This window comes from Nonomuraea sp. CA-141351 (assembly GCF_050944675.1).
In the GTDB taxonomy this organism is placed as follows: Bacteria; Actinomycetota; Actinomycetes; order Streptosporangiales; family Streptosporangiaceae; genus Nonomuraea.
Map to the genome: position 1 here is coordinate 1,474,775 of NZ_CP191982.1, position 20,972 is coordinate 1,495,746.

Annotated in this window: 20 protein-coding genes and 1 pseudogene; 13 read left to right on the top strand and 8 right to left on the bottom strand. The window is 68.9% G+C overall.

The window, feature by feature from the left end:
* Positions 1-150: 150 nt before the first annotated feature.
* Positions 151-849, top strand: coding sequence for a response regulator transcription factor (locus tag ACQPWU_RS07520; protein ID WP_360691289.1), 699 nt, complete (start codon positions 151-153; stop codon positions 847-849).
* Positions 850-854: 5 nt separating this feature from the next.
* On the opposite strand, the gene ACQPWU_RS07525 is transcribed toward ACQPWU_RS07520, so the two are convergent.
* From ACQPWU_RS07525 to ACQPWU_RS07535, 3 genes are all read right to left on the bottom strand, one after another.
* On the bottom strand, positions 855-1,463 hold the full coding sequence (locus ACQPWU_RS07525; protein ID WP_433437935.1) for a Uma2 family endonuclease: 609 nt from the start codon (positions 1,461-1,463) through the stop codon (positions 855-857).
* A gap of 33 nt (positions 1,464-1,496) precedes the next feature.
* Positions 1,497-2,690 (bottom strand): winged helix-turn-helix domain-containing protein, encoded by a 1,194-nt coding sequence (locus ACQPWU_RS07530; RefSeq protein WP_433437937.1) that lies wholly within the window; start codon positions 2,688-2,690, stop codon positions 1,497-1,499.
* Between the two features lie 535 nt (positions 2,691-3,225).
* Positions 3,226-3,483, bottom strand: a complete 258-nt coding sequence (locus tag ACQPWU_RS07535) for an HGxxPAAW family protein (RefSeq protein WP_360691295.1) — start codon at positions 3,481-3,483, stop codon at positions 3,226-3,228.
* Positions 3,484-3,706: 223 nt separating this feature from the next.
* Here ACQPWU_RS07535 and secA point away from each other — a divergent pair, with 223 nt between their 5' ends.
* Positions 3,707-6,496, top strand: a complete 2,790-nt coding sequence (gene secA / locus ACQPWU_RS07540) for a preprotein translocase subunit SecA (RefSeq protein WP_433437939.1) — start codon at positions 3,707-3,709, stop codon at positions 6,494-6,496.
* 46 nt (positions 6,497-6,542) lie between these two features.
* Here the strand turns inward: secA and ACQPWU_RS07545 are convergent, their stop codons facing one another.
* The 3 genes from ACQPWU_RS07545 to ACQPWU_RS07555 form a co-directional block, all read right to left on the bottom strand.
* Complete coding sequence (locus tag ACQPWU_RS07545; protein ID WP_433437941.1) at positions 6,543-6,995, bottom strand: Rv3235 family protein; 453 nt, start codon at positions 6,993-6,995, stop codon at positions 6,543-6,545.
* A gap of 229 nt (positions 6,996-7,224) precedes the next feature.
* Positions 7,225-8,538, bottom strand: a complete 1,314-nt coding sequence (locus tag ACQPWU_RS07550) for a PTS transporter subunit EIIC (protein WP_433437942.1) — start codon at positions 8,536-8,538, stop codon at positions 7,225-7,227.
* Positions 8,539-8,566: 28 nt separating this feature from the next.
* Positions 8,567-9,307 (bottom strand): GntR family transcriptional regulator, encoded by a 741-nt coding sequence (locus tag ACQPWU_RS07555; protein ID WP_344996602.1) that lies wholly within the window; start codon positions 9,305-9,307, stop codon positions 8,567-8,569.
* Positions 9,308-9,432: 125 nt separating this feature from the next.
* Between ACQPWU_RS07555 and ACQPWU_RS07560 the strand changes: the two genes are divergently transcribed.
* From ACQPWU_RS07560 to nagZ, 6 genes are all read left to right on the top strand, one after another.
* Positions 9,433-10,467, top strand: a complete 1,035-nt coding sequence (locus tag ACQPWU_RS07560; protein ID WP_433437943.1) for an SIS domain-containing protein — start codon at positions 9,433-9,435, stop codon at positions 10,465-10,467.
* 6 nt (positions 10,468-10,473) lie between these two features.
* On the top strand, positions 10,474-10,737 hold the full coding sequence (locus tag ACQPWU_RS07565; protein WP_360691366.1) for a PTS glucose/sucrose transporter subunit IIB: 264 nt from the start codon (positions 10,474-10,476) through the stop codon (positions 10,735-10,737).
* Positions 10,738-10,747: 10 nt separating this feature from the next.
* On the top strand, positions 10,748-11,188 hold the full coding sequence (locus ACQPWU_RS07570; protein ID WP_433437945.1) for a PTS sugar transporter subunit IIA: 441 nt from the start codon (positions 10,748-10,750) through the stop codon (positions 11,186-11,188).
* Positions 11,189-11,271: 83 nt separating this feature from the next.
* Complete coding sequence (locus ACQPWU_RS07575) at positions 11,272-11,532, top strand: HPr family phosphocarrier protein (protein ID WP_360691312.1); 261 nt, start codon at positions 11,272-11,274, stop codon at positions 11,530-11,532.
* Positions 11,529-13,196 (top strand): phosphoenolpyruvate--protein phosphotransferase, encoded by a 1,668-nt coding sequence (gene ptsP / locus ACQPWU_RS07580; protein WP_433437946.1) that lies wholly within the window; start codon positions 11,529-11,531, stop codon positions 13,194-13,196. The genes ACQPWU_RS07575 and ptsP overlap by 4 nt, the downstream gene beginning before the upstream one ends.
* A 115-nt stretch (positions 13,197-13,311) precedes the next feature.
* A complete protein-coding gene (nagZ, locus tag ACQPWU_RS07585; protein ID WP_433437947.1) occupies positions 13,312-14,586 on the top strand; it encodes a beta-N-acetylhexosaminidase in 1,275 nt (424 codons plus the stop codon).
* On the opposite strand, the pseudogene ACQPWU_RS07590 reads toward nagZ, so the two are convergent.
* Positions 14,583-15,377, bottom strand: a pseudogene (locus ACQPWU_RS07590) (F0F1 ATP synthase subunit A). The gene nagZ and the pseudogene ACQPWU_RS07590 overlap by 4 nt on opposite strands.
* 142 nt (positions 15,378-15,519) lie before the next feature.
* Between ACQPWU_RS07590 and ACQPWU_RS07595 the strand changes: the two are divergent.
* The 5 genes from ACQPWU_RS07595 to ACQPWU_RS07615 all read left to right on the top strand — a co-directional run bounded on the left by ACQPWU_RS07595 (position 15,520) and on the right by ACQPWU_RS07615 (position 18,869).
* A complete protein-coding gene (locus ACQPWU_RS07595; RefSeq protein WP_433437948.1) occupies positions 15,520-16,167 on the top strand; it encodes an HAD family hydrolase in 648 nt (215 codons plus the stop codon).
* Between the two features lie 44 nt (positions 16,168-16,211).
* A complete protein-coding gene (locus ACQPWU_RS07600; RefSeq protein WP_433437949.1) occupies positions 16,212-16,718 on the top strand; it encodes a DUF6912 family protein in 507 nt (168 codons plus the stop codon).
* A gap of 104 nt (positions 16,719-16,822) precedes the next feature.
* Positions 16,823-17,272 (top strand): DUF2690 domain-containing protein, encoded by a 450-nt coding sequence (locus ACQPWU_RS07605; protein ID WP_433437950.1) that lies wholly within the window; start codon positions 16,823-16,825, stop codon positions 17,270-17,272.
* A gap of 90 nt (positions 17,273-17,362) precedes the next feature.
* Entirely contained in the window at positions 17,363-17,989 is a 627-nt protein-coding gene (locus tag ACQPWU_RS07610; protein ID WP_433437951.1) for an HAD family hydrolase, read from the top strand.
* Between the two features lie 181 nt (positions 17,990-18,170).
* On the top strand, positions 18,171-18,869 hold the full coding sequence (locus tag ACQPWU_RS07615) for an HAD family hydrolase (RefSeq protein ID WP_360691337.1): 699 nt from the start codon (positions 18,171-18,173) through the stop codon (positions 18,867-18,869).
* Between the two features lie 470 nt (positions 18,870-19,339).
* Here ACQPWU_RS07615 and ACQPWU_RS07620 read toward each other — a convergent pair whose 3' ends face one another.
* The gene (locus ACQPWU_RS07620; RefSeq protein WP_433437952.1) at positions 19,340-20,821 is read right to left on the bottom strand and encodes a penicillin-binding transpeptidase domain-containing protein; all 1,482 of its coding nucleotides are present in this window, start codon (positions 20,819-20,821) and stop codon (positions 19,340-19,342) included.
* Between the last annotated feature and the right edge of the window lie 151 nt (positions 20,822-20,972).

The window sequence follows — 20,972 nt, forward strand, 5'->3', positions numbered from 1 at the left end:
CGACCACCCGAGAACCGCGGCCACGTGCCATCATGGCGGTTCAACGGCTCTGGCCCCCCGACGAGGAGGAGACGTGAGCGAGCTCAGTCAGGTTCAGGTGAGCGAGCGAAGCGAGGGAAAGGCAGTCGCGAGGCACCCCGAGGAGGCCTCGTGACCGAGTCCGGCGAGGCTCGCCCGTCAGTGAGCGAGCCGATCCGCGTGCTGATCGTTGACGATCACGAGCTGATCCGGAGGAGCCTGGCGCTTGCTCTGGCCGCTGAGCCCGACATCGAGGTGGTCGGTGAGGCGAGCGACGGGCAGGAGGCGGTCGAACTAGCCGATCGCCTCATGCCTGACGTCGCCCTCATGGATGTCCGCATGCCGCGGCAGGACGGGATCGAGGCGACGAAGGGCATCAAGGCCTCCGTCCCGAGCACCCGCATCATCATGCTGACGGTGAGCGACGAGGAAGAAGATCTCTTCGAGGCGATCAAGGCGGGAGCCACCGGCTACCTGCTCAAGGACGTCCAGATCAACGATGTGCCGGCCGCGGTGCGGGGCGTGCACGAGGGCCAGTCGTTAATCAACCCGGCGATGGCCGCCAAGCTCATCAGCGAGTTCGCGAACATGAGCCGCAAGGAGGCCGAGCGCCCGCCCCAGCTCCCCGTGCCCCGGCTGACCGACCGCGAGATGGAGGTCCTGCGGCTGGTGGCCAAGGGGCTGAACAACCGCGAGATCGCCAAGCAGCTGTTCATCTCCGAGAACACGGTGAAGAACCACGTGCGCAACATCCTCGACAAACTCCAGCTGCATTCGCGCATGGAGGCTGTGGTGTACGCGGTGCGGGAGCGCATGCTGGAGATCACCTAGCGGCGTTACAAGCGAAGCCGATCCCATTCGAGCCGGATGCGGATCGGCCCGCTGCCCAGCGTTTCCGAGCCGGGCTCAAGTACGGAGACGAGCCGGTAGCCACCGATCCCGTGGTCCAACGCGAGCACCTCGATGTTGGAAACGCCTTCGTCGTCCAGCTCGACGATCCAGTACCAGGGGATGCCGGCGGCGGCGTATTCGGCTCGCTTCTCGATCGTCTCAACCCTGCCTGTGCCGGAGATGACCTCGACGGCCAGCAGCACCATGTGCGCCGGAAGCGGCTTCTGCTCTGACGGCGCGCATCGGAACAGGGCGGCATCGGGCCGTCGGATCTGCACCCGTGGCAGCTCCCAAAGGATCACATCGAAGCGCATGTTGGCTTCGAGGCATTCCTGCTGCCTTTTGCCGTGTCGCTCGGCGGCACGTTCCAGCATGTCGGTCAGGCGTCGAACCACTGTCTGGTGCAGCCTGGTAGGCGATTCGCAACGAATCGCTTGGCCGTCCACGACCTCGACCTGTCGGCAGAACTCCTCTGGAAGCCGCTCCCAGATGTCCATCGTGATGGGCTCCGGCTGAACTCCCGCCTTGTGCACCCAGTCGAAGATCTCGGACATGGCGCCCCTCCGGGATTCGGGACCGAACTCAGGTCACCGTACTGACTGAGCCAAGTATGGGACCAGCTCCGGGGGGTCGGCGCGTTCGACGCGTACGGCGTCGCAGCCCACCCACTCGGCCGCCGACCACAGAGCGTCGCTCAAGGCGTCGGCCCACTTGGCGGTCGAGAGGCCCGGCTCCAGGTGGAGTTGCTTGATGACCAGGGTGGTGCCCTCGCGGGCCGGGTCGACGCGGCCGATCAGGCGGCCGCCCGCCAGCACCGGCATCGTGAAGTAGCCGTGGACGCGCTTGTGCTTGGGGACGTAGAGCTCGAGCGTGTACTGGAAGCCGAAGACGCGCTCGGTGCGGCCGCGGTGCCAGATGAGGGAGTCGAACGGCGACAGCAACGTCGTGCGGTGACGGCCGCGCGGCGCGGACTCCAGGGCCGCCGGGTCCGCCCAGGCGTTGGGCCGGCCCTTCTTGCCCGGCCAGCCCGTGACCGTCACGGGCACCAGGCCTGCGGCGCCGCTGAGGAGCAGCTCGTCGAGCATGGCCGCGTGCTCGCCCCTGAGGCGGAGGAAGTCGAGCAGGTCGGTCCGGTTGGCCACGCCCAGAGAGCGGCCAGCCACGGCGGCCAGGCGTGCGATGCACTCCTCGTCGGAGAGGTCCTCGGCCAGCAGTCCGGCGGGGACCACGCGCTCGGCCAGGTCGTAGACGCGCCGCCAGCCGACGCGGCGGCTGCAGACCAGCTCGCCGATGTCGAGCAGCCACTCCAGCCCGATCTTGGATTCCGACCAGTCCCACCACGGGCCGCCGTTCTTGGCGCCGCCGACCTCGGAGGTCGTGAGCGGGCCCTGCTCGCGGACCTGCGTGAGCAGCTTGTCGACGCCGTCGGGGACCTCGTGCCAGCGGTAGCGCCGCTTGAGGTATGCCCGGCGCCTGAACGAATAGAGCGGCCAGTGCTCGATGGGCAGGATGCAGGCGGCGTGGCACCAGTATTCGAAGCTCTGGGCGGGATTGTGCCAGTAGGCCCGCTCGATCTTGGGCCTGCCCACCGCGCCCAGGCGGGCGTACGCGACCAGCTCGTGGGAGCGGGCCAGGACCGAGATCGTGTCGAGCTGCACGGCGCCCAGCCTGCGCAGCATGGCGTGCGCGCCGGCCCTGCGGGCATCGGCGCCGATCAGGCCCTGCGAACGGAGGATGATCCGGCGCGCCTCGTCGGGGGTGAGGTCGGTGGCACCGGTCATGGTTGAGAGTCCGTACGGCGATGCATGCGAGCAATCTAGCGGCGACGACCGACAAAAACGGCGCTCGTCCGGCCGGCCCGAACTGCTGGTCCCGGCTTCGGGCCGCCGGTCCTGCCTCGCGCTGAGCCTGTCACCGCATCGCCCGTCACCGCATCGCGCCGTGCTCGGCCGTGCCGTGTGGTGCTCGTCCACGCGTCGCCGCCACCCGGCATCGCGGCGCGCGCATTCGCCCCGCCGCCGGTGTTTCCGCGGGCTGCTTGTGCTGATTCGTGGCCGCCGTCGGGCCCGGTCATGAGCATGTGGACGGCCGGAGGGCCGGTCCACCACGCGCACGCCGGAAGACCGCCATCACAGCCGTGCCGGATGCCGGGCGCCAGTCCGGTGGTACGGAGGCGTCATCGGGGCCGTGCCGTGTCGCGCATCGGCCGCGGTGCGGGGAGCATGAGCGCTGAGGACACGCCCGGGATCCGGGGTCGGGGATGAGGGCGGTGGCGGGGCACCCGTTGGGGCGGGTGCCCGCTTGGTGCGGCCTGCGTCAGCGGTGATCCTCGGCGTGCATGCCCACGCGCGGCGCGTCGATCACGACGTCGGTGAAGATGTCGAAGACGAGGGCCAGGATGCCGCCCACGACGAACACGCCGGCGCCGACCCACACCATCGTCCAGTTGGCGGCAGTCAGGCCGAAGCCGGCCACCACGGTGCCCACCAGCATCACGGTCACCGCCAGCCACGAAGACGCGCGCCCGCCGTGGCTGCCGAGATTCTCCGCATGCTCCGACTTCGCCTCAACCATGACTAATCCTTCCTTTGCCGGTTATCGCGCTTATTGGTGCGAGCCGGCTCTCAACCGGCATACCCTCTGCCTTGCCCCATTCTCCCAGACAGGTCAGGCGCCCTCGTCGTCACGGTGGCTGTGTCTGGTTGCGGAACCGCCTACGATGGCAACGGGGAAGTTTGTCTCGGCCTCTCCTCCTGGCGGCGCCGCCGGGGTAGACCTGCGAGGAGCTTTACATAAAGTGGCAGCCATTCTCGACAAGATCCTACGTGCCGGCGAAGGTAAGACCCTGCGCAAGCTCAAGCGGATCGCAGACCAGGTCAACTCCATCGAGGACGACTTCACGAGCCTGTCCGACGCGGAGTTGCGTGCGCTGACGGACGAATTCAAGCAGCGCTATGCGGACGGCGAAACCCTCGACGATCTGCTTCCCGAAGCGTTCGCGACCGTGCGCGAGGCGGCCCGCCGCGTGCTCGGCCAGCGGCCCTTCGACGTGCAGATCATGGGTGGCGCCAACCTTCACATGGGCAACATCTCGGAGATGAAGACCGGTGAGGGCAAGACCCTGACCTGTACGTTGCCCGCCTATCTCAACGCGCTCGCGGGCAAGGGCGTCCACGTCATCACCGTCAACGACTACCTGGTCAAGGTCGGCGCCGAGAACATGGGCCGCATCTACCGGTTCCTCGGCCTCGAAGTCGGCATGATCCTGGCCGGCCAGCAGCCCGACGAGCGCCGCAAGCAGTACCAGGCGGACATCACGTACGGCACCAACAACGAGTTCGGCTTCGACTACCTGCGCGACAACATGGCGTGGTCGCTCGAAGAGTGCGTGCAGCGCGGCCACAACTACGCGATCGTCGACGAGGTCGACTCGATCCTGATCGACGAGGCCCGCACGCCGCTGATCATCTCCGGCCCCGGCGAGCAGTCGGGCAAGTGGTACCAGGAGTTCGCCAAGATCGTGCCCCGCCTGCGCAGGGGCGTCGAGGCGAAGAATCCCGGCGAGGAGAGCACCGGCGACTACATCGTCGACGAGAAGAAGCGCACGGTCGGCATTCTGGAGGCGGGTGTCGAAAAGGTCGAGGACTGGCTCGGCATCGACAACCTCTACAAGCCCGAGCACACCCACCTCGTCGGCTTCCTGAACAACGCGCTCAAGGCCAAGGAGCTGTTCAAGAAGGACAAGGACTACATCGTCTCCGACGGCGAGGTCCTGATCGTCGACGAGTTCACCGGCCGCATCCTGCACGGCCGCCGCTACAACGAGGGCATGCACCAGGCCATCGAGGCCAAGGAGAGCGTGAAGGTCAAGGACGAGAACCAGACCCTCGCCACGGTCACCCTGCAGAACTACTTCCGCCTCTACGAGAAGCTGTCCGGCATGACCGGCACGGCCGTCACCGAGGCCAACGAGTTCCACCAGACGTACAAACTGGGCGTCGTCCCGATCCCCACCAACCGGCCGATGATCCGCAAGGACCAGGCCGATGTGGTCTACAAGACCGAGGACGCCAAGTTCGACGCGGTGGTCGACGACATCAAGGAGCGCTACGAGGCCGGCCAGCCGGTCCTCGTCGGCACGACCTCGGTGGAGAAGTCCGAGCGGCTCTCCAAGGCGCTCAAGCGCCGCGGTGTGCCGCACGAGGTGCTCAACGCGAAGAACCACGCCCGCGAGGCGGCGATCATCGCCGAGGCCGGGCGCAAGGGCGCGGTCACCGTCGCCACCAACATGGCCGGTCGAGGCACCGACATCATGCTCGGCGGCAACTCCGAGTTCCGCGCCGACCTCGAGCTGCGCCAGCGCGGGCTCGACCCGGTCGAGACGCCGGAGGAGTACGAGAAGGCCTACCCCGAGGCGCTGGAGAAGGCCAGGGCGGCGGTCAAGGCCGAGCACGACGAGGTCACCGAGCTCGGCGGCCTCTACGTCCTCGGCACCGAGCGGCACGAGTCGCGCCGCATCGACAACCAGCTCCGCGGCCGCTCCGGCCGTCAGGGCGACCCCGGCGAGTCGCGGTTCTACCTGTCGCTCGGCGACGACCTCATGCGCCTGTTCAACTCGGCCAGGGTCGAGATGATCATGACCAGGCTCAACATCCCCGACGACCAGCCGATCGAGTCCGGCATCGTCTCCAAGGCGATCGCCTCCGCCCAGCACCAGGTCGAGCAGCAGAACTTCGAGATCCGCAAGGAAGTTCTCAAGTACGACGAGGTGATGGACCGCCAGCGCAAGGTCATCTACGCCGAGCGCCACCGCGTCCTGGAGGGCGCCGACCTGCACGAGCAGGTGCGCGGCTTCGTCGGCGAAGTGATCGACGGCTACGTGCAGGGCGCCACGTCCGAGGGCTTCGCCGAGGAGTGGGACCTCGACAAGCTGTGGAAGGCGTTCGGGGAGCTCTACCCGATCTCCCTCAGGATCGACGACGTCATCGAGGAGGCCGGCGGGCGCGAGGAGCTGTCCGCCGAGCTCATCAGCGAGAAGGTCAAGGCGGACGCGCTCGAGGCCTACGCCAGGCGCGAGGCCGAGTTCGGCCCCGAGACCATGCGCGACCTGGAGCGCCGCGTGATCCTCTCGGTTCTCGACAGGAAGTGGCGCGAGCACCTCTACGAGATGGACTACCTGCGCGAGGGCATCGGCATGCGGGCCTACGCGCAGAAGGACCCCAAGATCGAATACGCGCGCGAGGGCTTCGAGATGTTCGCCGCGATGCTCGAGGGCATCAAGGAGGACTCCGTCGGGTTCCTGTTCAACCTCGAGGTGGAGGTCCAGGAAAACCCGATCGTCGAGGAAGAGGACGCGGTGATCGCGGAAACCCGCTCGATCATCGCGCGCGGGCTGCGCGGGCCCGAGCGGCCCGCCGAGCTCGAATACTCGGCGCCTGGCGAGCAGGGCGACGTCGAGCACACCCGGGTCCGCACCACCTCGGAGGAGCGGGCCGCGTACGGGAATGTGGAGCGTAACGCGCCTTGCCCGTGCGGGTCCGGCAAGAAGTACAAGCGCTGCCACGGCGATCCCAAGAACGCCGCCTGACAGCTCTTCGGAGACCCCCACTTCGTGTGGGGGTCTCTTCTTTTTCCTACGCCGTCTCGAAGTCCGTGCAGAGCCATTGGACGCCTCTCCGTTCGAGGCGGATGGCGAGTACGTGGTTGCGCTCTCCGCAATGTATGAGGAGGCACATCTCCACCGCGCCCTCCCGGGGCTCCTTCACGTGCACGCTTCCGGCGAACGGCGGGCGGGCCGTCTGGATCATCTGCCCGGCCTGGATGAGCTCCCGGTAGGCGCGGGCCGTGAGCTTGTCCGCCACGGTTTCCGGAGGGCGTCGGCCCGCCAGGACCTCGGCCAGGGCCTGTCCCAGGTGGCGCAGCTTGCGCTCGTCGGGAATGGCCCCTGGCGGGCCCCATACCAGGGGGCGCGGGTCCAGGGCCAGCGCGCCGTGGATTTCCGGAGTCCCGAGTTGCGCCGTCGGCTGCTCTTCGTCGTACGGGGGCTCGGGGGCGGGGGTGATGCCGACGCGGGGGGCTGGTGACACGCATCCTCCAAACTCTTGGCGAAGAAACAATCGCTTTTAAGGAGTTTTCGGTCTGGCTGAGGAATACAAATGCCGCCAACTTCTCCGAGCGTCGATTTAGCTTGTCCGGGTTTGGTGGAGAAGGTTGCTGGAAGTTGGATCCCCCGATGTGGGGGTCGCAGGGCAGTTTCGGGCGTGATCAGGTTGCTTGAGGGACGCCCCAAACCGTTCTGGTCGAGCCCAGAGGTAGTTAGGTTTCGCCCGAATCGACGTCCGGCTCGGGCTCGCGCCCCGGGGTCATGATGTTGAGCTTGCGGATGAGGAACGTGAAGACCACGTAATAAATCACCCCATAAACGACGCCCAATATCAGGATTCCGGGCAAGTTCTGGGTATTCGACTTGCTGGCGTTCAGGAGCATGTCCAGCAGGCCCGCGGAGAAGCCGAACCCCAGCTGGCCGCCGATCAAGGTGGTCAAGGCCATGGCCAGGCCGGTCAGTACGGCGTGCACCACCAGCAGCAGGGGCGCCACGAAAATGAAGGCGAACTCGATCGGCTCCGTGATCCCCGTGACGAACGACGCCAGGGCGGCCGACAGCATGATGCCGCCCACCGTGGCCCGGCGGTGCGGCGGGGCCGCGCGCCACATGGCCAGGGCCGCTGCGGGCAGAGCGAACATCATGATCGGGAAGAAGCCTGCCATGAACTGGCCGGAGTGCGGGGCGCCGCCGAAGTAGCAGTTCCAGTCCCCGCCCAGCACGCGGCCGCCGACATCGCACTGCGGCACCACGTACCAGACCACCGAGTTGACGAAGTGGTGCAGGCCGAAGGGGATCAGGAGGCGGTTGATCAGGCCATAGATGCCGGTCCCGATCGGCCCGATCGAGGCCAGGGCCTCGCCCGCGTGGCGGATCCACTCGCCGATCACCGGCCAGAGCCAGCCGAAGAGCACGCCGAGGACCAGCGCCGCGATGGAGGTGATGATCGGTACGAACCTGCGCCCGCCGAAGAAGGCCAGCCAGGACGGCAGCTTGATGCGGTAGAAGCGCTGCCAGAGCAGGGCGGTGACCAGGCCCATGACGATGCCGCCGAGGACCTTGGTCGGGTTCTGCATGCCGTAGTCGATGACCTCCTTGACGCCCTGGGCCTGGACCTCCTTGATGAGGACGGTGTCCCTGATGTCCGAGCCGAAGAACATCACCTTGGACACGCGGTCGAAGACCAGGTAACCGACCACCGCGGCCAGCGCGGTGGAGCCGTCGGCCTTGCGGGCGAAGCCGATCGCCACCCCCACGGCGAACAGCAGCGGCAGGTTCTCGAGCAGCGCAGCGCCGGCCGCGGCCAGCACCTCGGCGACCTGGTTCATCCAGGCGAACCCGGCCACGTCCGCCAGTCCCCCCGGCTCGGCGCCGTTGGAGCCCAGCATGTCGGGCTGCCCGAAGCGCAGCAGCAGAGCGGCCGCGGGCAGGGCGGCGATGGGCAGCATCAAGGAGCGGCCCAGCCGCTGGAGCACGGTCATCACGCGAGCGAACGGCGAAGGCCGGGCGGCGGTGGTCTCGTTCACCGGGCGTTCCTCCGAGCCGGGTGAGGCCTCAGCCCCGTCTTACGGGCATTTCCAGGATCGTACGCAGCTGGTAGCGGTCCGCGCGGTACGTGGACACGCCCAGCTCCGCACAGACGCCGCCGGCGAACGACCTGCGCTGCAGCAACAGTACGGCGCCGCCGCGGGGCAGCTTCAGCAGGTCGGCGTCGCTCGGGTCGGCGATGCCGCCGTCGATGGTGAGCTCGCCCGCGTCCATGACCAGGCCGTAGCGGCTCTCCAACAGCTCATACAACGATTTGTCTGACAGATCCAGGGAACCTAGGTCGGGTGCGAGCTTGACCGGGATGTGGGCCCGTTCGATGGACAGCGGCTCCCCGTCGGCCGTCCGCAGCCGCTCGATGAAGTGCACCTCCTCGCCCGGCTGGATCCCCAGTTCCTTGGCCAGGTGGGCGCTGGCCCGCACGATGCGGCGGTCGAGGTCACGCGAGCCCGGGATCATGCCTCGCGCTCTCATGTCGTCGGTGAACGACGTCAGCTGGAGCGCCAGCTCGATCTTGGGCCGGGCGACGAACGTTCCCTTGCCGGGCACGCGGTGCAGGCGGCCCTCGGACACGAGGTGGTCGACGGCCTGTCGTACGGTCATCCTGGACAGGCCGAAGCGCTGGCAGAGCTCGCGCTCGGACGGGATGGCCGCCCCGATGCTGAGCTCGTCGCTGTCGATGAGGTCCAGCAGGATCTCGCGAAGCTGGAAGTACTTGGGCACCGGGCTGTCCGGATCGATGTGCGCCACGGATCCTCCCCTCGAACGTGACCTGGGCAATGGGTTATGGTTCGTACTGGTCTAGTCCGGACTAGACCACATGTCGCGAAATGCGGTCAAGCCCGCACCGGAACCATTTAAGGAACGAGTCCGAGATGACCACGAAGATGCGCAGCGAGATCGCCGAGCAGCCGGCCGCGCTCCGGGCCACGCTGGACGCCCTGCTGCCTAGGGCCGGCGAGGTGAGGGCGGTGGGCGAGCAGACTCGCCAGCTGCTGTTCATCGCGCGGGGCACCTCCGACAACGCAGCAGTGTACGGCCGTTACCTGGTCGAATCGCACGCCGGCCGCCTGGCCGCGCTGGCCGCGCCCTCGATCGCGACGACGTACAAGCGCCGGCTCGACCTTGACGGGGTTCTGGCCGTCGCGATCTCGCAGTCGGGGCGCACTGAGGAGATCGTCGAGACGCTGGCCTGGGCCAAGGACTGCGGGGCCAGGACCGTCGGCATCACGAACGGGGGAGAGGACAGCCCCCTCGCGCAGGCCGCCGACGTGGCCCTGTGTACGGTCGCCGGGGAGGAGAAGGCCGTTCCCGCGACGAAGACGTACACCACGCAGCTCGCCGCGCTGGCCGTGCTCGCGCTGGGGCTGGGCGCCGACGTGGACGCGGACGACCTGCGGCGGGTGCCCGAGGCGGTGGAGAAGCTGATCGCCGAGCCGGGCGATCTGGACGCCGTGGTCGAGGGGCTGTTCGACAAGCCGGGTGTCGTCGTGTCCGGGCGCGGGCTGGCGTTCTCGACGGCGCTGGAGACGGCGCTGAAGCTCAAGGAGGCCTGCTACCTGCACGCCATGGGCCTGTCGTACGCGGACCTGCTGCACGGCCCCATCGCCGTGGTCGACGCCGACACCCCCGCGCTGCTGGTCGCCGCCCAGAACAGTCCCACGCTGCCCGGCACGATCGCGCTGGCGGAGCGCGTGGTGGCCGCGGGCGCGGCGGCCTACACGGTCGGGGGCGGCGAGGCGCTGGCACGGGCGGGCACGGCCGCGCTGAACGGCCCCGACCTGCCCGAATGGGTGGCGCCCATGGGCCTGATCGTGCCGGGCCAGCTGCTCACCGAGGCCCTGGCCCGCAGGCTCGGCATCGACCCTGACGCGCCGCGCGGGCTGAACAAGGTCACCCAGACCGACTGATCTAACCTGGTCACAAAAGCTAGGGAGGGCCGGATGGCGGCGGATGCGAACGCGATCATCGCCGGGCTCGGCGGGGCCGACAACATCATCGAGATCGAGCCCTGTATCACCCGGTTGCGCACGGAGGTGCATGACGCGTCCAAAGTCGACCAGGCCGCACTCAGGGCGGCGGGGGCGCACGGCGTGATGGCCGCGGGAAACGTGGTCCAGGTCGTCGTGGGGCCGGAGGCGGACACCATCGCCAGCGACATCGAGGACATCATCGGCTAAGGGCGAGATCATGACGACTGTTCTCGCCCCGGTCGAGGGGGAGGCTGTGAGGCTGGCCGCCGTGCCCGATCCGGTGTTCTCCGCTGGGCTCGTCGGGCCTGGAGCGGCGATCGATCCACTGAGGGGGCCGGGGAAGGCCGTAGCCCCCATAGCTGGAAAAATCATGAAACTACATCCGCACGCGTACGTGATCGTGGGCGACGACGGCAAAGGCGTGCTGGTGCACCTGGGAATCGACACTGTCCAGCTCAAAGGCACGGGGTTCCGGCTCCTTGCCGCCGAGGGTGACAGGGTCAGCGCCGGGCAGCCCATTGTGGCGTGGGACCCGGCGGTCATCGAGGCGGGCGGGCGCTCGCCCGTCTGCCCGGTCGTGGCGCTCGATGCCGACTCCGTGAGCGCGGTCGCTGAGGGGGCAGTGCATGTGGGAGACGAGCTTTTCCGATGGGACTAGCCACGGCGGCCGAGGCGTCACAATGAACGGGCGCTATCAGACAGAGGGTCCGGCTGGTCTGGACCGGCACAGAAGGAGGAGTAATGGGTGAGCGCAAGGTCACCGTGGCCGCGGAGGTGGGGCTGCACGCCCGGCCCGCCGCGACTTTCGTCCAGCGGGCCAAGAAGGCCCCCATGGACATCACGGTGACGAAGTCCCACGGCGGGGAGAAGGTCAACGGCAAGAGCATCCTCGCGATCATGGCGCTGGACGTCAGGCAGGGTGAGACCGTCGTGATCAGCGCGGACGGCGAGGGCGCGGAAGAGGTCCTCGACGAGTTGGCCGAGATCGCCGGCACGCCATGAACCTGCGGGGGGTCGGGGTCAGCCCGGGTATCGGGCACGGCCCCGCTTACGTGCTGACCGTCTCAGTGCCCGAACCCCCCGAGGGCGCCACCTACACAGGCGAGGCGGATCAGGAGAAGGAGCGCGCGATGGTCGCGCTCACGCAGGTCGCGGGCGAGCTCGAGGCCCGCGGCAACCGCGCGGGCGGCGAGGCCGAGGAGATACTCAAGGCCCAGGCGCTGATGGTGGAGGACCCCGGGCTGGTCGTCAAGGTGCGAACGCTGATCGACCGCGGCCTCGCCGCTCCCAGGGCGATCTTTGAAGCTTTCACGAAATATCGGAACGTGCTGGCCGGATCCGGCGGTTACCTGGGCGAACGGGCCGCCGACCTCGACGACATCAGGGACCGCGTGATCGCGCTGCTCTACGGGCGCGCCATGCAGGGGCTCCCGATCGCTCCCGAGGAGCCGTACGTGCTGGTCGCCAGGGACCTCGCCCCCGCCGACACGGCGCTGCTGCGTAAGCAGGACGTCGCCGCGTTCGTCACCGAGGAGGGCGGCCCCACCAGCCACACCGCGATCATCGCCAGGGCCATGGGCGTGCCCGCCGTCGTGGCCTGCCCGGGTGCGACCACCATCCGCCCTGGCGTCCGGGTGATGGCCGACGGCACCTCGGGAGACGTGCGCGTGGAGCCGGCCGAGTCCGACGTGGCCGAGGCGGTCGGCGCGGACACCGCCAGGCACGCCGCGTTCGCCTCGGTGAAGGGTCCCGGCAGGACCGCAGACGGGCACGGCGTTCCGCTGCACGCGAACATCGGCGGCCCGTCCGAACTCGACGACGCCATCAGCGCGGGGGCCGAGGGCATCGGGCTCTACCGGACCGAGTTCCTCTTCCTCGACAGGACCGAGCCGCCCTCCGCCGAGGAGCAGCGGCGTGCCTACCGGGCGGCGCTGGAGGCGTTCCCCGGCGGCAAGGTGATCGTGCGCACGCTGGACGGCGGCGCCGACAAGCCGCTGGCGTTCCTGCCCGCGCCTCCCGAGCCGAACCCGGCGCTGGGGGAGCGGGGATTGCGCAGGTTCAGGAGGTTCCCCGACGTCATGGAGGCGCAGCTCGGTGCACTGGCGGCCGTCGCGTCCCCGGGGCTCCAGGTCATGGCGCCGATGGTGGCCACGGCCGAGGAGGCGGGCTGGTTCGCGCAGGAGTGCCGGGCCAGGGGCCTTGGCGACGTGGGCGTGATGATCGAGATCCCGTCGGCCGCGCTGAGGGCCCGGGAGCTGCTCGCCCGGGTTGATTTCGTCTCGATCGGGACCAACGACCTCGCCCAGTACGCCTTCGCCGCCGACCGCCAGCTCGCCGCCGTGAGCGCGCTGCACGACCCGTGGCTGCCCGCGCTGCTCGACCTGGTCGCCATGACCGCGGCCGCCGCATCGAAAACCGGCAAGCCGTGCGGCGTCTGCGGCGAGTCGGCCGCCGACCCGGCGCTGGCGTGCGTGCTCGTCGGGCTCGGGGTCTCCACGCTGTCGATGGCGTCCGCCGCGCTGCCCGCCGTACGCGCCGTACTGGCCGCGCACACGCTGGACCAGTGCCGCCGTGCCGCCGAGGCCGCGCGGGCGCAGCCGACGGCGGGCTACGCGCGTGCGGCGGCCCGCGCGCACCTGCCCGGCCTCGACCGGCTGGGCCTGTGATCCGCCCAGCCCGGCCCCAGTCCGCCTCAGCTCGCGATGGGCCCACGCCGGAGCACGCCGGGGTTTGGTAAAAGGGCGGTCTCACCCGGGTCATCGCATGGATACCTTTGGAGGCATGCTTCGACGGATCGGTACGGCAGGCCTCCTCGCGATCGCTCTCACCGCCTGCGACTCGGCGGGCGCGACTCCCACCGGAGGCAAGGCCGCGCCGCCCGCGCAGACCACGACCCCGCAGAGCCCGCCGCAGGCCCAGGCGGACTCCGTCGAGCGCGCCCTGTCGAAGATGAACGTCGAGGAGAAGGTCGGCCAGCTCTTCATGCCCGTCCTGTACGGCACCGCGGCCGACACGGTGTCAGGCGAGAACCAGGCCAGGTACGGCGCCGGCACCCCGGCCAAGGTCATCGCCAGGTACCACCTCGGCGGCGTGATCCTCTTCCCGCACAACATCAAGGGCGTCGGCCAGGTCGTCGGCCTCACCAACGGCCTGCAGAAGGCGTCCAAGGACGTCCCGCTCCTGATCGGCACCGACCAGGAGAACGGCCTGGTGGCCCGGATGTCCGCACTGATGACCGACTTCCCCGGCGCCGCCGAGATCGGCGCGACCAAGGACCCCGACCGGGCGCGGGCCGTGGCCGAGGCCACCGGAGAGGAGCTGCGCGCGCTCGGCGTCAACCTCGACTTCGCCCCGGTCGCCGACGTGAACGTGAACCCGAACAACCCGGTCATCGGCCGCCGGGCCTACGGCGACGACCCGGCGCGGGTGGCGAAGATGGTGGCGGCGGCGGTCAAGGGGTTCGGCGAGGCGAAGGTGGCCGCCACCGCCAAGCACTTCCCCGGCCACGGCGACACCGACGTCGACAGCCACACCGGGCTGCCCGTGATCAAGCACACGAAGGCCGAGTGGGAGCGGATCGACGCGCCGCCGTTCAAGGCCGCGATCGGTGCGGGGGTGGACGCCGTGATGAGCGCCCACATCGTCTTCCCCAAGCTGGACCCGTCGGGAGACCCGGCCACGCTGTCCAAGCCCATCCTGACCGGCCTGCTCAGGCAGAAGCTCGGCTTCAAGGGCGTGATCTCCACCGACGCGCTCAACATGGCGGGTGTGCGCAAGAAGTACAACGACGGGGAGATCGCGGTGCGGGCTGTCCTGGCCGGGGCCGACCTGCTGCTCATGCCGAACGACCTGCCCAAGGCGTATCAGGCGGTGGTGGCGGCGGTGAAGTCGGGCCGGATTTCCCAGCAGCGGCTCGACCAGTCGGTCACCCGGCTGCTCACGCTCAGGCAGAACAGGGGATTCCTGGTCAAGGCCCCCGTGGCCGACGCGGATGAGGCGGCCGGCGTGCTGCGCTCCGCGGAGCACCGCAGGCTGGCCGCCCGCGTCACGCGTTAGTGCTCGCCGCGCAGCCCGCTGGCGATGAACATCCCGGCCAGCATGGCGAACAGGAACGCCTGCAGGAACTGGATGAACATCTCGAACGCGGTCATCACGATCGTCATCAGCACGCCGACGACGCCGAGGCCCGCGCCCAGCGGGGTGAGCCGCTCGAACAGGAACCAGAAGCCCACCGAGCTGAAGAAGGCCACGAGGACGTGTCCGGCGAACATGTTCGCGAACAGCCGCATGAAGTGGGTGAACAGCGACGTGAGGAACACCTCGGCCAGGATCATCGGGGCGTAGAGCCCGTACGCCCAGCCGGGCAGGCCGGGCAGGTGGACGATGCCCCTCAGGTAGCCGCGCACGCCGTGGTGGCGGACGCCCAGGTAGATCTTGATGCCGTACACGGTGAGCGCCAGCACCAGGGGGAAGGCGATGTGCGCGGCCAGGGGGAACTGGATGAGCGGGATGATGCCCATCAGGTTTCAGATGAGCACGGTCAGGAAGACCGTGAGGAGGAGGCCCATCCAGCGGTCGGAGTCCTTGCCGAGGCTGGGCCTCGCGATCTGCTCGCGCACGAACACGTACGCGTACTCGCCGATGCTCTGCCAGCCACGTGGGATGATCTTCGGCTTGGCGAACGCGGCCCAGCACACGGCGATGGCGACAGCCGAGCTGAGCAGGGCGATGAGCACCGGTTTGGTGAGCCATTCCGGACCGCCGGGGAAGATCGGCGGGAACTCGAAGAGTTCCAGTCCTGGGGCGGTCCATCGGTCAGGGGAGGTGATCAGGATCGTCGTCCGCACGGCGGTCCTTTCTGGGTAGCGACCTGTCGCTGGAGGATCACCTTAACGGGATATTTCGGACATTCCTTTTGTGGGGTTTCGCCGACTAACAAACGCTCGGTCGGTGTAAAGGAGACATCCGGGGCTGCTCTACCCTGGAACGGTGCTTACGGGTGTGCTCATCGACTGGGGCGGGGTGCTGACGACCGGCCTTTCCGACGCCATCACGCGCTGGATCGTGGCCGACAGGATCGACGGCGACCACTACCGCGAGGTGATGCGGGAGATGGTCGACCACGCCTACCACGGCGACGGCGAGAGTGTCGTCCACGCGCTGGAGAGGGGCGAGATCGACGGCGCCGCTTTCGAGCGTGACCTCGCCGCCAGGCTGCTGACTCTGGACGGCGTGCCGCCCGTGGCAGAAGGGCTGCTCACCCGGATGTTCGCGGGATTCGAACGAGTTGACGCAATGTACGACATGCTCCGCGACGTACGGAAAAATGGTGTCAAAACGTGTTTGCTCTCTAACTCCTGGTCGAATGAGTATCCCCGTGACGACTGGGACGAGGTCTTCGACGCGGTCGTGATCTCCGGCGAGGTCGGCATGCGCAAACCCGAGCCCCGCATCTTCCACCACGCGCTCGACCTGATCGGGCTCGGCGGCGAGGAATGCGTGTTCGTCGATGACATCGAGGCCAACATCCTGGCCGCCCGCGCGCTCGGCATCGCCGGCATTCACCACAGAGACGCGGACTCGACCATCGTGGAACTCGAGACTCTCCTCCGTCTGACGTTGCGACCGGCAAGATAGAGCACGCCGAGCGGAGCTCGGCCAGAAAGCACGAAAGGTTCGTCATGCGCGTCTATCTGCCGTGCACTCTCCCGGCCCTGGCCACAGCGGTCGAGGTAGGAGAGTTGGGCCCGGCCCCACTGACCGGCTACGCGGTGACCCCCGCGCTGACCGAGTGGTATGCCTCGGGCGACACCGAGGAGCTCGAATACGTGGCGCTCACCGAGGCGGCCCGCGCCTCGCTGCGGATGCTGGCCGCCGACCTCGCCGACGGCGTCGAGGCAGCGCCGCGGCGCGTGGTGGTCGCCGCCGAGGTGCCCGACCGCTCGGTCTCCGCGGGCGTCGATCTGGAGGAACGGGCGCGAGTACGCCTCGCCGACTCGATCCCGCTGGCCAAGGTGGCCGCGGTGCACATCGACGACCACGAGGCCACCCCCGACATCGAGGCCGCCGTCGCCGCGCTGCCGGCCGCCGACGAGGGCGACGACGACGCGAGATTCACCGTGGACGGGGCCGAAGCGCACGAGCTCATGTGGTACGCCACGCAGGAGATCCCCGATCTCCTGCGCTGATAACGGTGGTGTCACATCGATCACGCTTCCTTGAACACCTGGAGCCGGGCCTCGCTAGGGTCGCGACGCAGCAATGTTCGTCGGACGCAAGGAGTCGGTCCCAAGTGAAGCTTCGAGTCGCGGCCACCGCCGTGGGAGCCGTGGCGGCGGCCCTGCTGGCGGTCGCCCCCGCGAACGCGCAGGCCAAGCCGCACCCGTACGACCACCAGGACCCGGCCAAGTCGGGCTGCTGGAACTCGGCCAAGGTGGTGCGGACGGCCAACATCAAGAGCCGCGTGGAAACGGTCGGGACGATCAAGCTGTGGTGGTCCTTCAAGTGCAAGACCAACTGGGTGGAGATCAGATCGTCCTCCTCGGCGACCGGCACCATCAGCGTCTACGCCGCAGACAAGCGGTATGACCAGTTCCGGTTCAAGGCGGGCAACAAGGGCCGGCACTGGGGCAACATGGTCGAGGCCAACAACATGTGCGCCTACGGCACCGTCTCGCTCCAGTGGAACGGCGGCCGCGGCGGCCAGAACGCCTCCGGCAGCACCACCAAGGCCTGCGGCTAGCTTTTCGCCGGGGGCCGTGGCCGGATGGCCGCGGCCCCTGCCCTGGGCGTTCATCGAAATGTCACGCGTGCCGTCTAAGCTTGTCGCAACATGACGAAGCACATCATCTGGGATTGGAACGGCACGCTCTTCCACGACATCGACGCCGTGGTAGGGGCCACCAACGAAGTATTCAAGCCGTACGCGCTTCCTGTGATGACCGCGGACGGCTTCCGCGCGGTCTACACCCGGCCCATCTGGGTCGCCTACGAGCGGATGCTCGGCCGTCCCCTGGCCGAGGGCGAGTGGGAGCTGCTGGACGACGGGTTCCACGAGCACTACTTCCGGCTGAGCGAGGCCTGCGGGCTGGCCGATGACGCCGAGTTCGTCCTGACGAACTGGACGGGCAGCCAGTCGCTCTGCTCGATGGCGCCGCACGCACACCTGGTGCCCAAGGTCGAGTCGTTCGGCATCACGGGGCACTTCAAGAGGATCGACGGGCTGCTGGGGACCACGGGCGGCGAGAAGGCCGTGCACATGATGGCGCACATCGCGGCCATCGGGGTGGACCCCGGCGAGATCCTGGTGATCGGCGACAGCGTGGACGACGGGCTCGCCGCCAAGCATGTGGGGGCCAAGGCGGTGCTCTACACGGGCGGGATGACCACCAGGGCCGACCTGGAGGGCACCGGCCTCCCCGTGGTCGACACCCTCTCCGACGCGCTCGGCTACGCGTAAGGCCTTCGGTTCGTCAGCCTGTGCTTTTATCAGGGCTCGCATTGCCCCATGCTTTAATCGCTCAGGCCCGAACCCGAGCCGGGCGTTGGCCGTACCCTTATCGCTCAAGGCCCGGACTCGAGCAGCGGCCCGTCGTACGCTATGCGGCGTCACCCCCCTGGAGGCTGCCATCAACCGCCTTGTGCTCTGGAACATCGACCTGACGCTGGTCGACGTCGCCATCGTGACCAGAGATGCCTACGCCGAGGCGTTCCGCTTCGTGACCGGGCGACCGCTGGTCAAGCTCGTGCCCCCGATGGGCCGCCCGGACTCCGAGATCGTCTTCGAGACGCTCGCCGTCAACGGCATCCAGGCCGAGGACGATCACCTGCCCAAGTTCCTGTCGGCGCTCGCCATGGCCTTCGCCGACCGGCGCGGGCGGCTGGCCAAGGAGGGGCGGATGATGCCGGGGGCCAAGGACGCGCTGAAGGCGGTCTCCCGGCTCGACGGCGTGATCCAGACGGTGCTGACCGGCACCATCAAGAGCAACGCCGTGCACAAGCTCAAGGCGTTCGGGCTGGACAAGCACATCGACTTCGCGCTGGGGGGATACGGCGAGGAGGTCTACCCCAAGGCGACGCTGCTGCAGGTGGCCCAGTCGCGCGCCAAACAGCGCCTCGGCACGCCGTTCACCGCGGCCAACACCGTGGTGATCGGGGACTCCACGCGCGACGTGCAGGCCGCCAAGATCGGCGGGGCCGCGATGATCGGGGTCGCCTCCGGGCGCTCCATGGCCGCCGAACTACGCGACGCCGGCGCCGACTTGGTCCTGCCCGACCTCTCCAACGCCTCCGAAGTCGTCGCCGCCGTGGCGAGCCTCTCCTCTGCGCGCGCCCTCTGAACCTTCCCCTTCCGCTGTGCGGCCGTTTCAAGCCCATCCGTTACGGCTGGGCCAAGGTAACCGCACGCGCCGCCGCTGGTTTCCGTCTGTCATGGCCGGTCGTGAAGGCTCACGGGCTGCTCGCCGTGACGAGCGAGACGTTGGACTGGCACCGTGGCCCGGCATGGGCGCCGACCGTATTGCGCCGGCCCCCACCGCACCACGTCCCGCCGACGCGGCGCGGCCGGGATGCGCATTGCGGTGGGTGACGCCCTTCGCCTCCGCACAGCTTCCCTTCGCCCCGAGGCTACGTGTTGCAGCGCCCGCCCGCAGCGCGCCCCGACCCCGCGCCTACGTCCCTGCGCCCACCGGGGCCCGCGCCTGCCCCTGCCTGTGCCTCTGCGCCTCGCGCCTGGGCGGCTGCGTCTTCGCGTCGTGTGTTCGTGTTGCCCAGCCGTGTCCCCGCTCGCGCCGGGAGGTAGTCGGGTGGGTCAGGAGAGGGCGGTGAGGAAGCGGGCGGCGGCTGGGGCGGCTACGGTGGCGCCTGGGCCGGCGCCCTCGGCGATGACGGCGAAGGCCAGGTCGCCTCGGTAGCCGATGAACCACGAGTGGGTCGGGGGCTCCTTGCCTGAGCCGTACTCCGCGGTGCCCGTCTTGCCTGCCGTGCCCTTGGGGAAGTGGACCGCGTGGGCGGTGCCTTCGGTGACGACGGCGGGCATGAGTTTGCGCAGGGCGGCCACCACGCCCTCCTCCAGCGGGTGCGGGTTGGTCGGCTGGGCGTCTGGGATCAGCTCCTCCTTGACGAGGCTGGGCGCGATCCACGCGCCCGAGGCGATGGCGGCCGCGACCGAGGCCATGTTGAGCGGGCTGGCCAGGACGCGGCCCTGGCCGATCGAGGCGGAGGCCAGGTCCGTGTCGTCCTTCGGGTCGGGGAACTCGGCGCGGACGGCGGGGACGCCGGGCGTGATCGGGGTGCCGAAGCCGAAGCTGCGGGCGACCTGCGCCAGGCGGCCGCCGTTCAGCCGGGCCACGCTCATCTCCCCGAACGTCGTGTTGCACGAATGCGCGAACGCCTCCTCGAACGACAGCGTGCCGAAGTCCTCGAAGTCCGCGTTGTGGAACGGGAAGCCGCCGATGTTCTTCTCGGCGGGGCACGTGACCTGGCGGGACGGCTCGGTCCCGTCCGCGACCAGCGCGGAGGCCGTCACGACCTTGAACGTCGAGCCGGGCGGATACTTGCCGAGCAGCGCCCGGTTGAAGCCACCCGGTTTGTTCACCACGGCGAGGATCTCGCCGGTCGAGGCCCGGAGGGCCACCAGGGACGCGGGTTGGGAGACGCCCTCCAGGGCCTTGGCTCCCGCCCGGTGGACCTTCAGATCGATGGTGGTCTGGAGCGGGCGGTATCCGCCCGCACGGACGACCGTTTGGATGGGCTTGTCCCCCTCGTAGAGGTCGATCCGGGTGCGGGCCGGCGACTTGAAGCGGTCGGGGAACGTCTGCTTGATGCCCTCCACGAGCTGCTGCACCGAGCCGGGCGCGGACGGGGTGTTGATCGGGGTGCCGTCGGCGGCCAGGACCTGCAGGGGGTCGCCCTGCTGCGTGATGACGCGTAGCGAGCGGCCCTGCTTGAGCAGCGGGTGGATGGTCGCCGGCGTCCAGGCCACCTTCCAGGTGCGGTCGCGTTCGACGAGCTTGAGCTCGCCGCTGTAGTCCCAGTTGTGCCGGCCGGTCAGCTTGGCGTGGAAGTCGATCTCTTCTCCGTAGGAGGCGAAGACCCCCGTCGGCCTGGGGCGGTAGAAATCCGCTCCGGTGACCTTGAGGTCGGTGCGGAAGCGGCGGTGCCAGGTCTCGAAGTCGGCGGGCGGGTCGGCCACGAGGGCGCGCATCCCCGCATAGTCCTGGGCCGACCACGCCGCCAGATACTTGTCGGCCGTCTCCACAGGCGAGCCCTCCGTGCGGAGTGCCCAGATCACGCCCCCTGCCGCTACGACCGGAACCAGGAATGCCGGAAAGATCCACGGCCATCGGCGGCGCCGTGCGTACATTGTCCCCCTTTGTGGTGCCATGAGGCAGAGGACACCAGAGCAGTGGCAGGGGTGTCCAATACTGATATGAGCGCCTTAA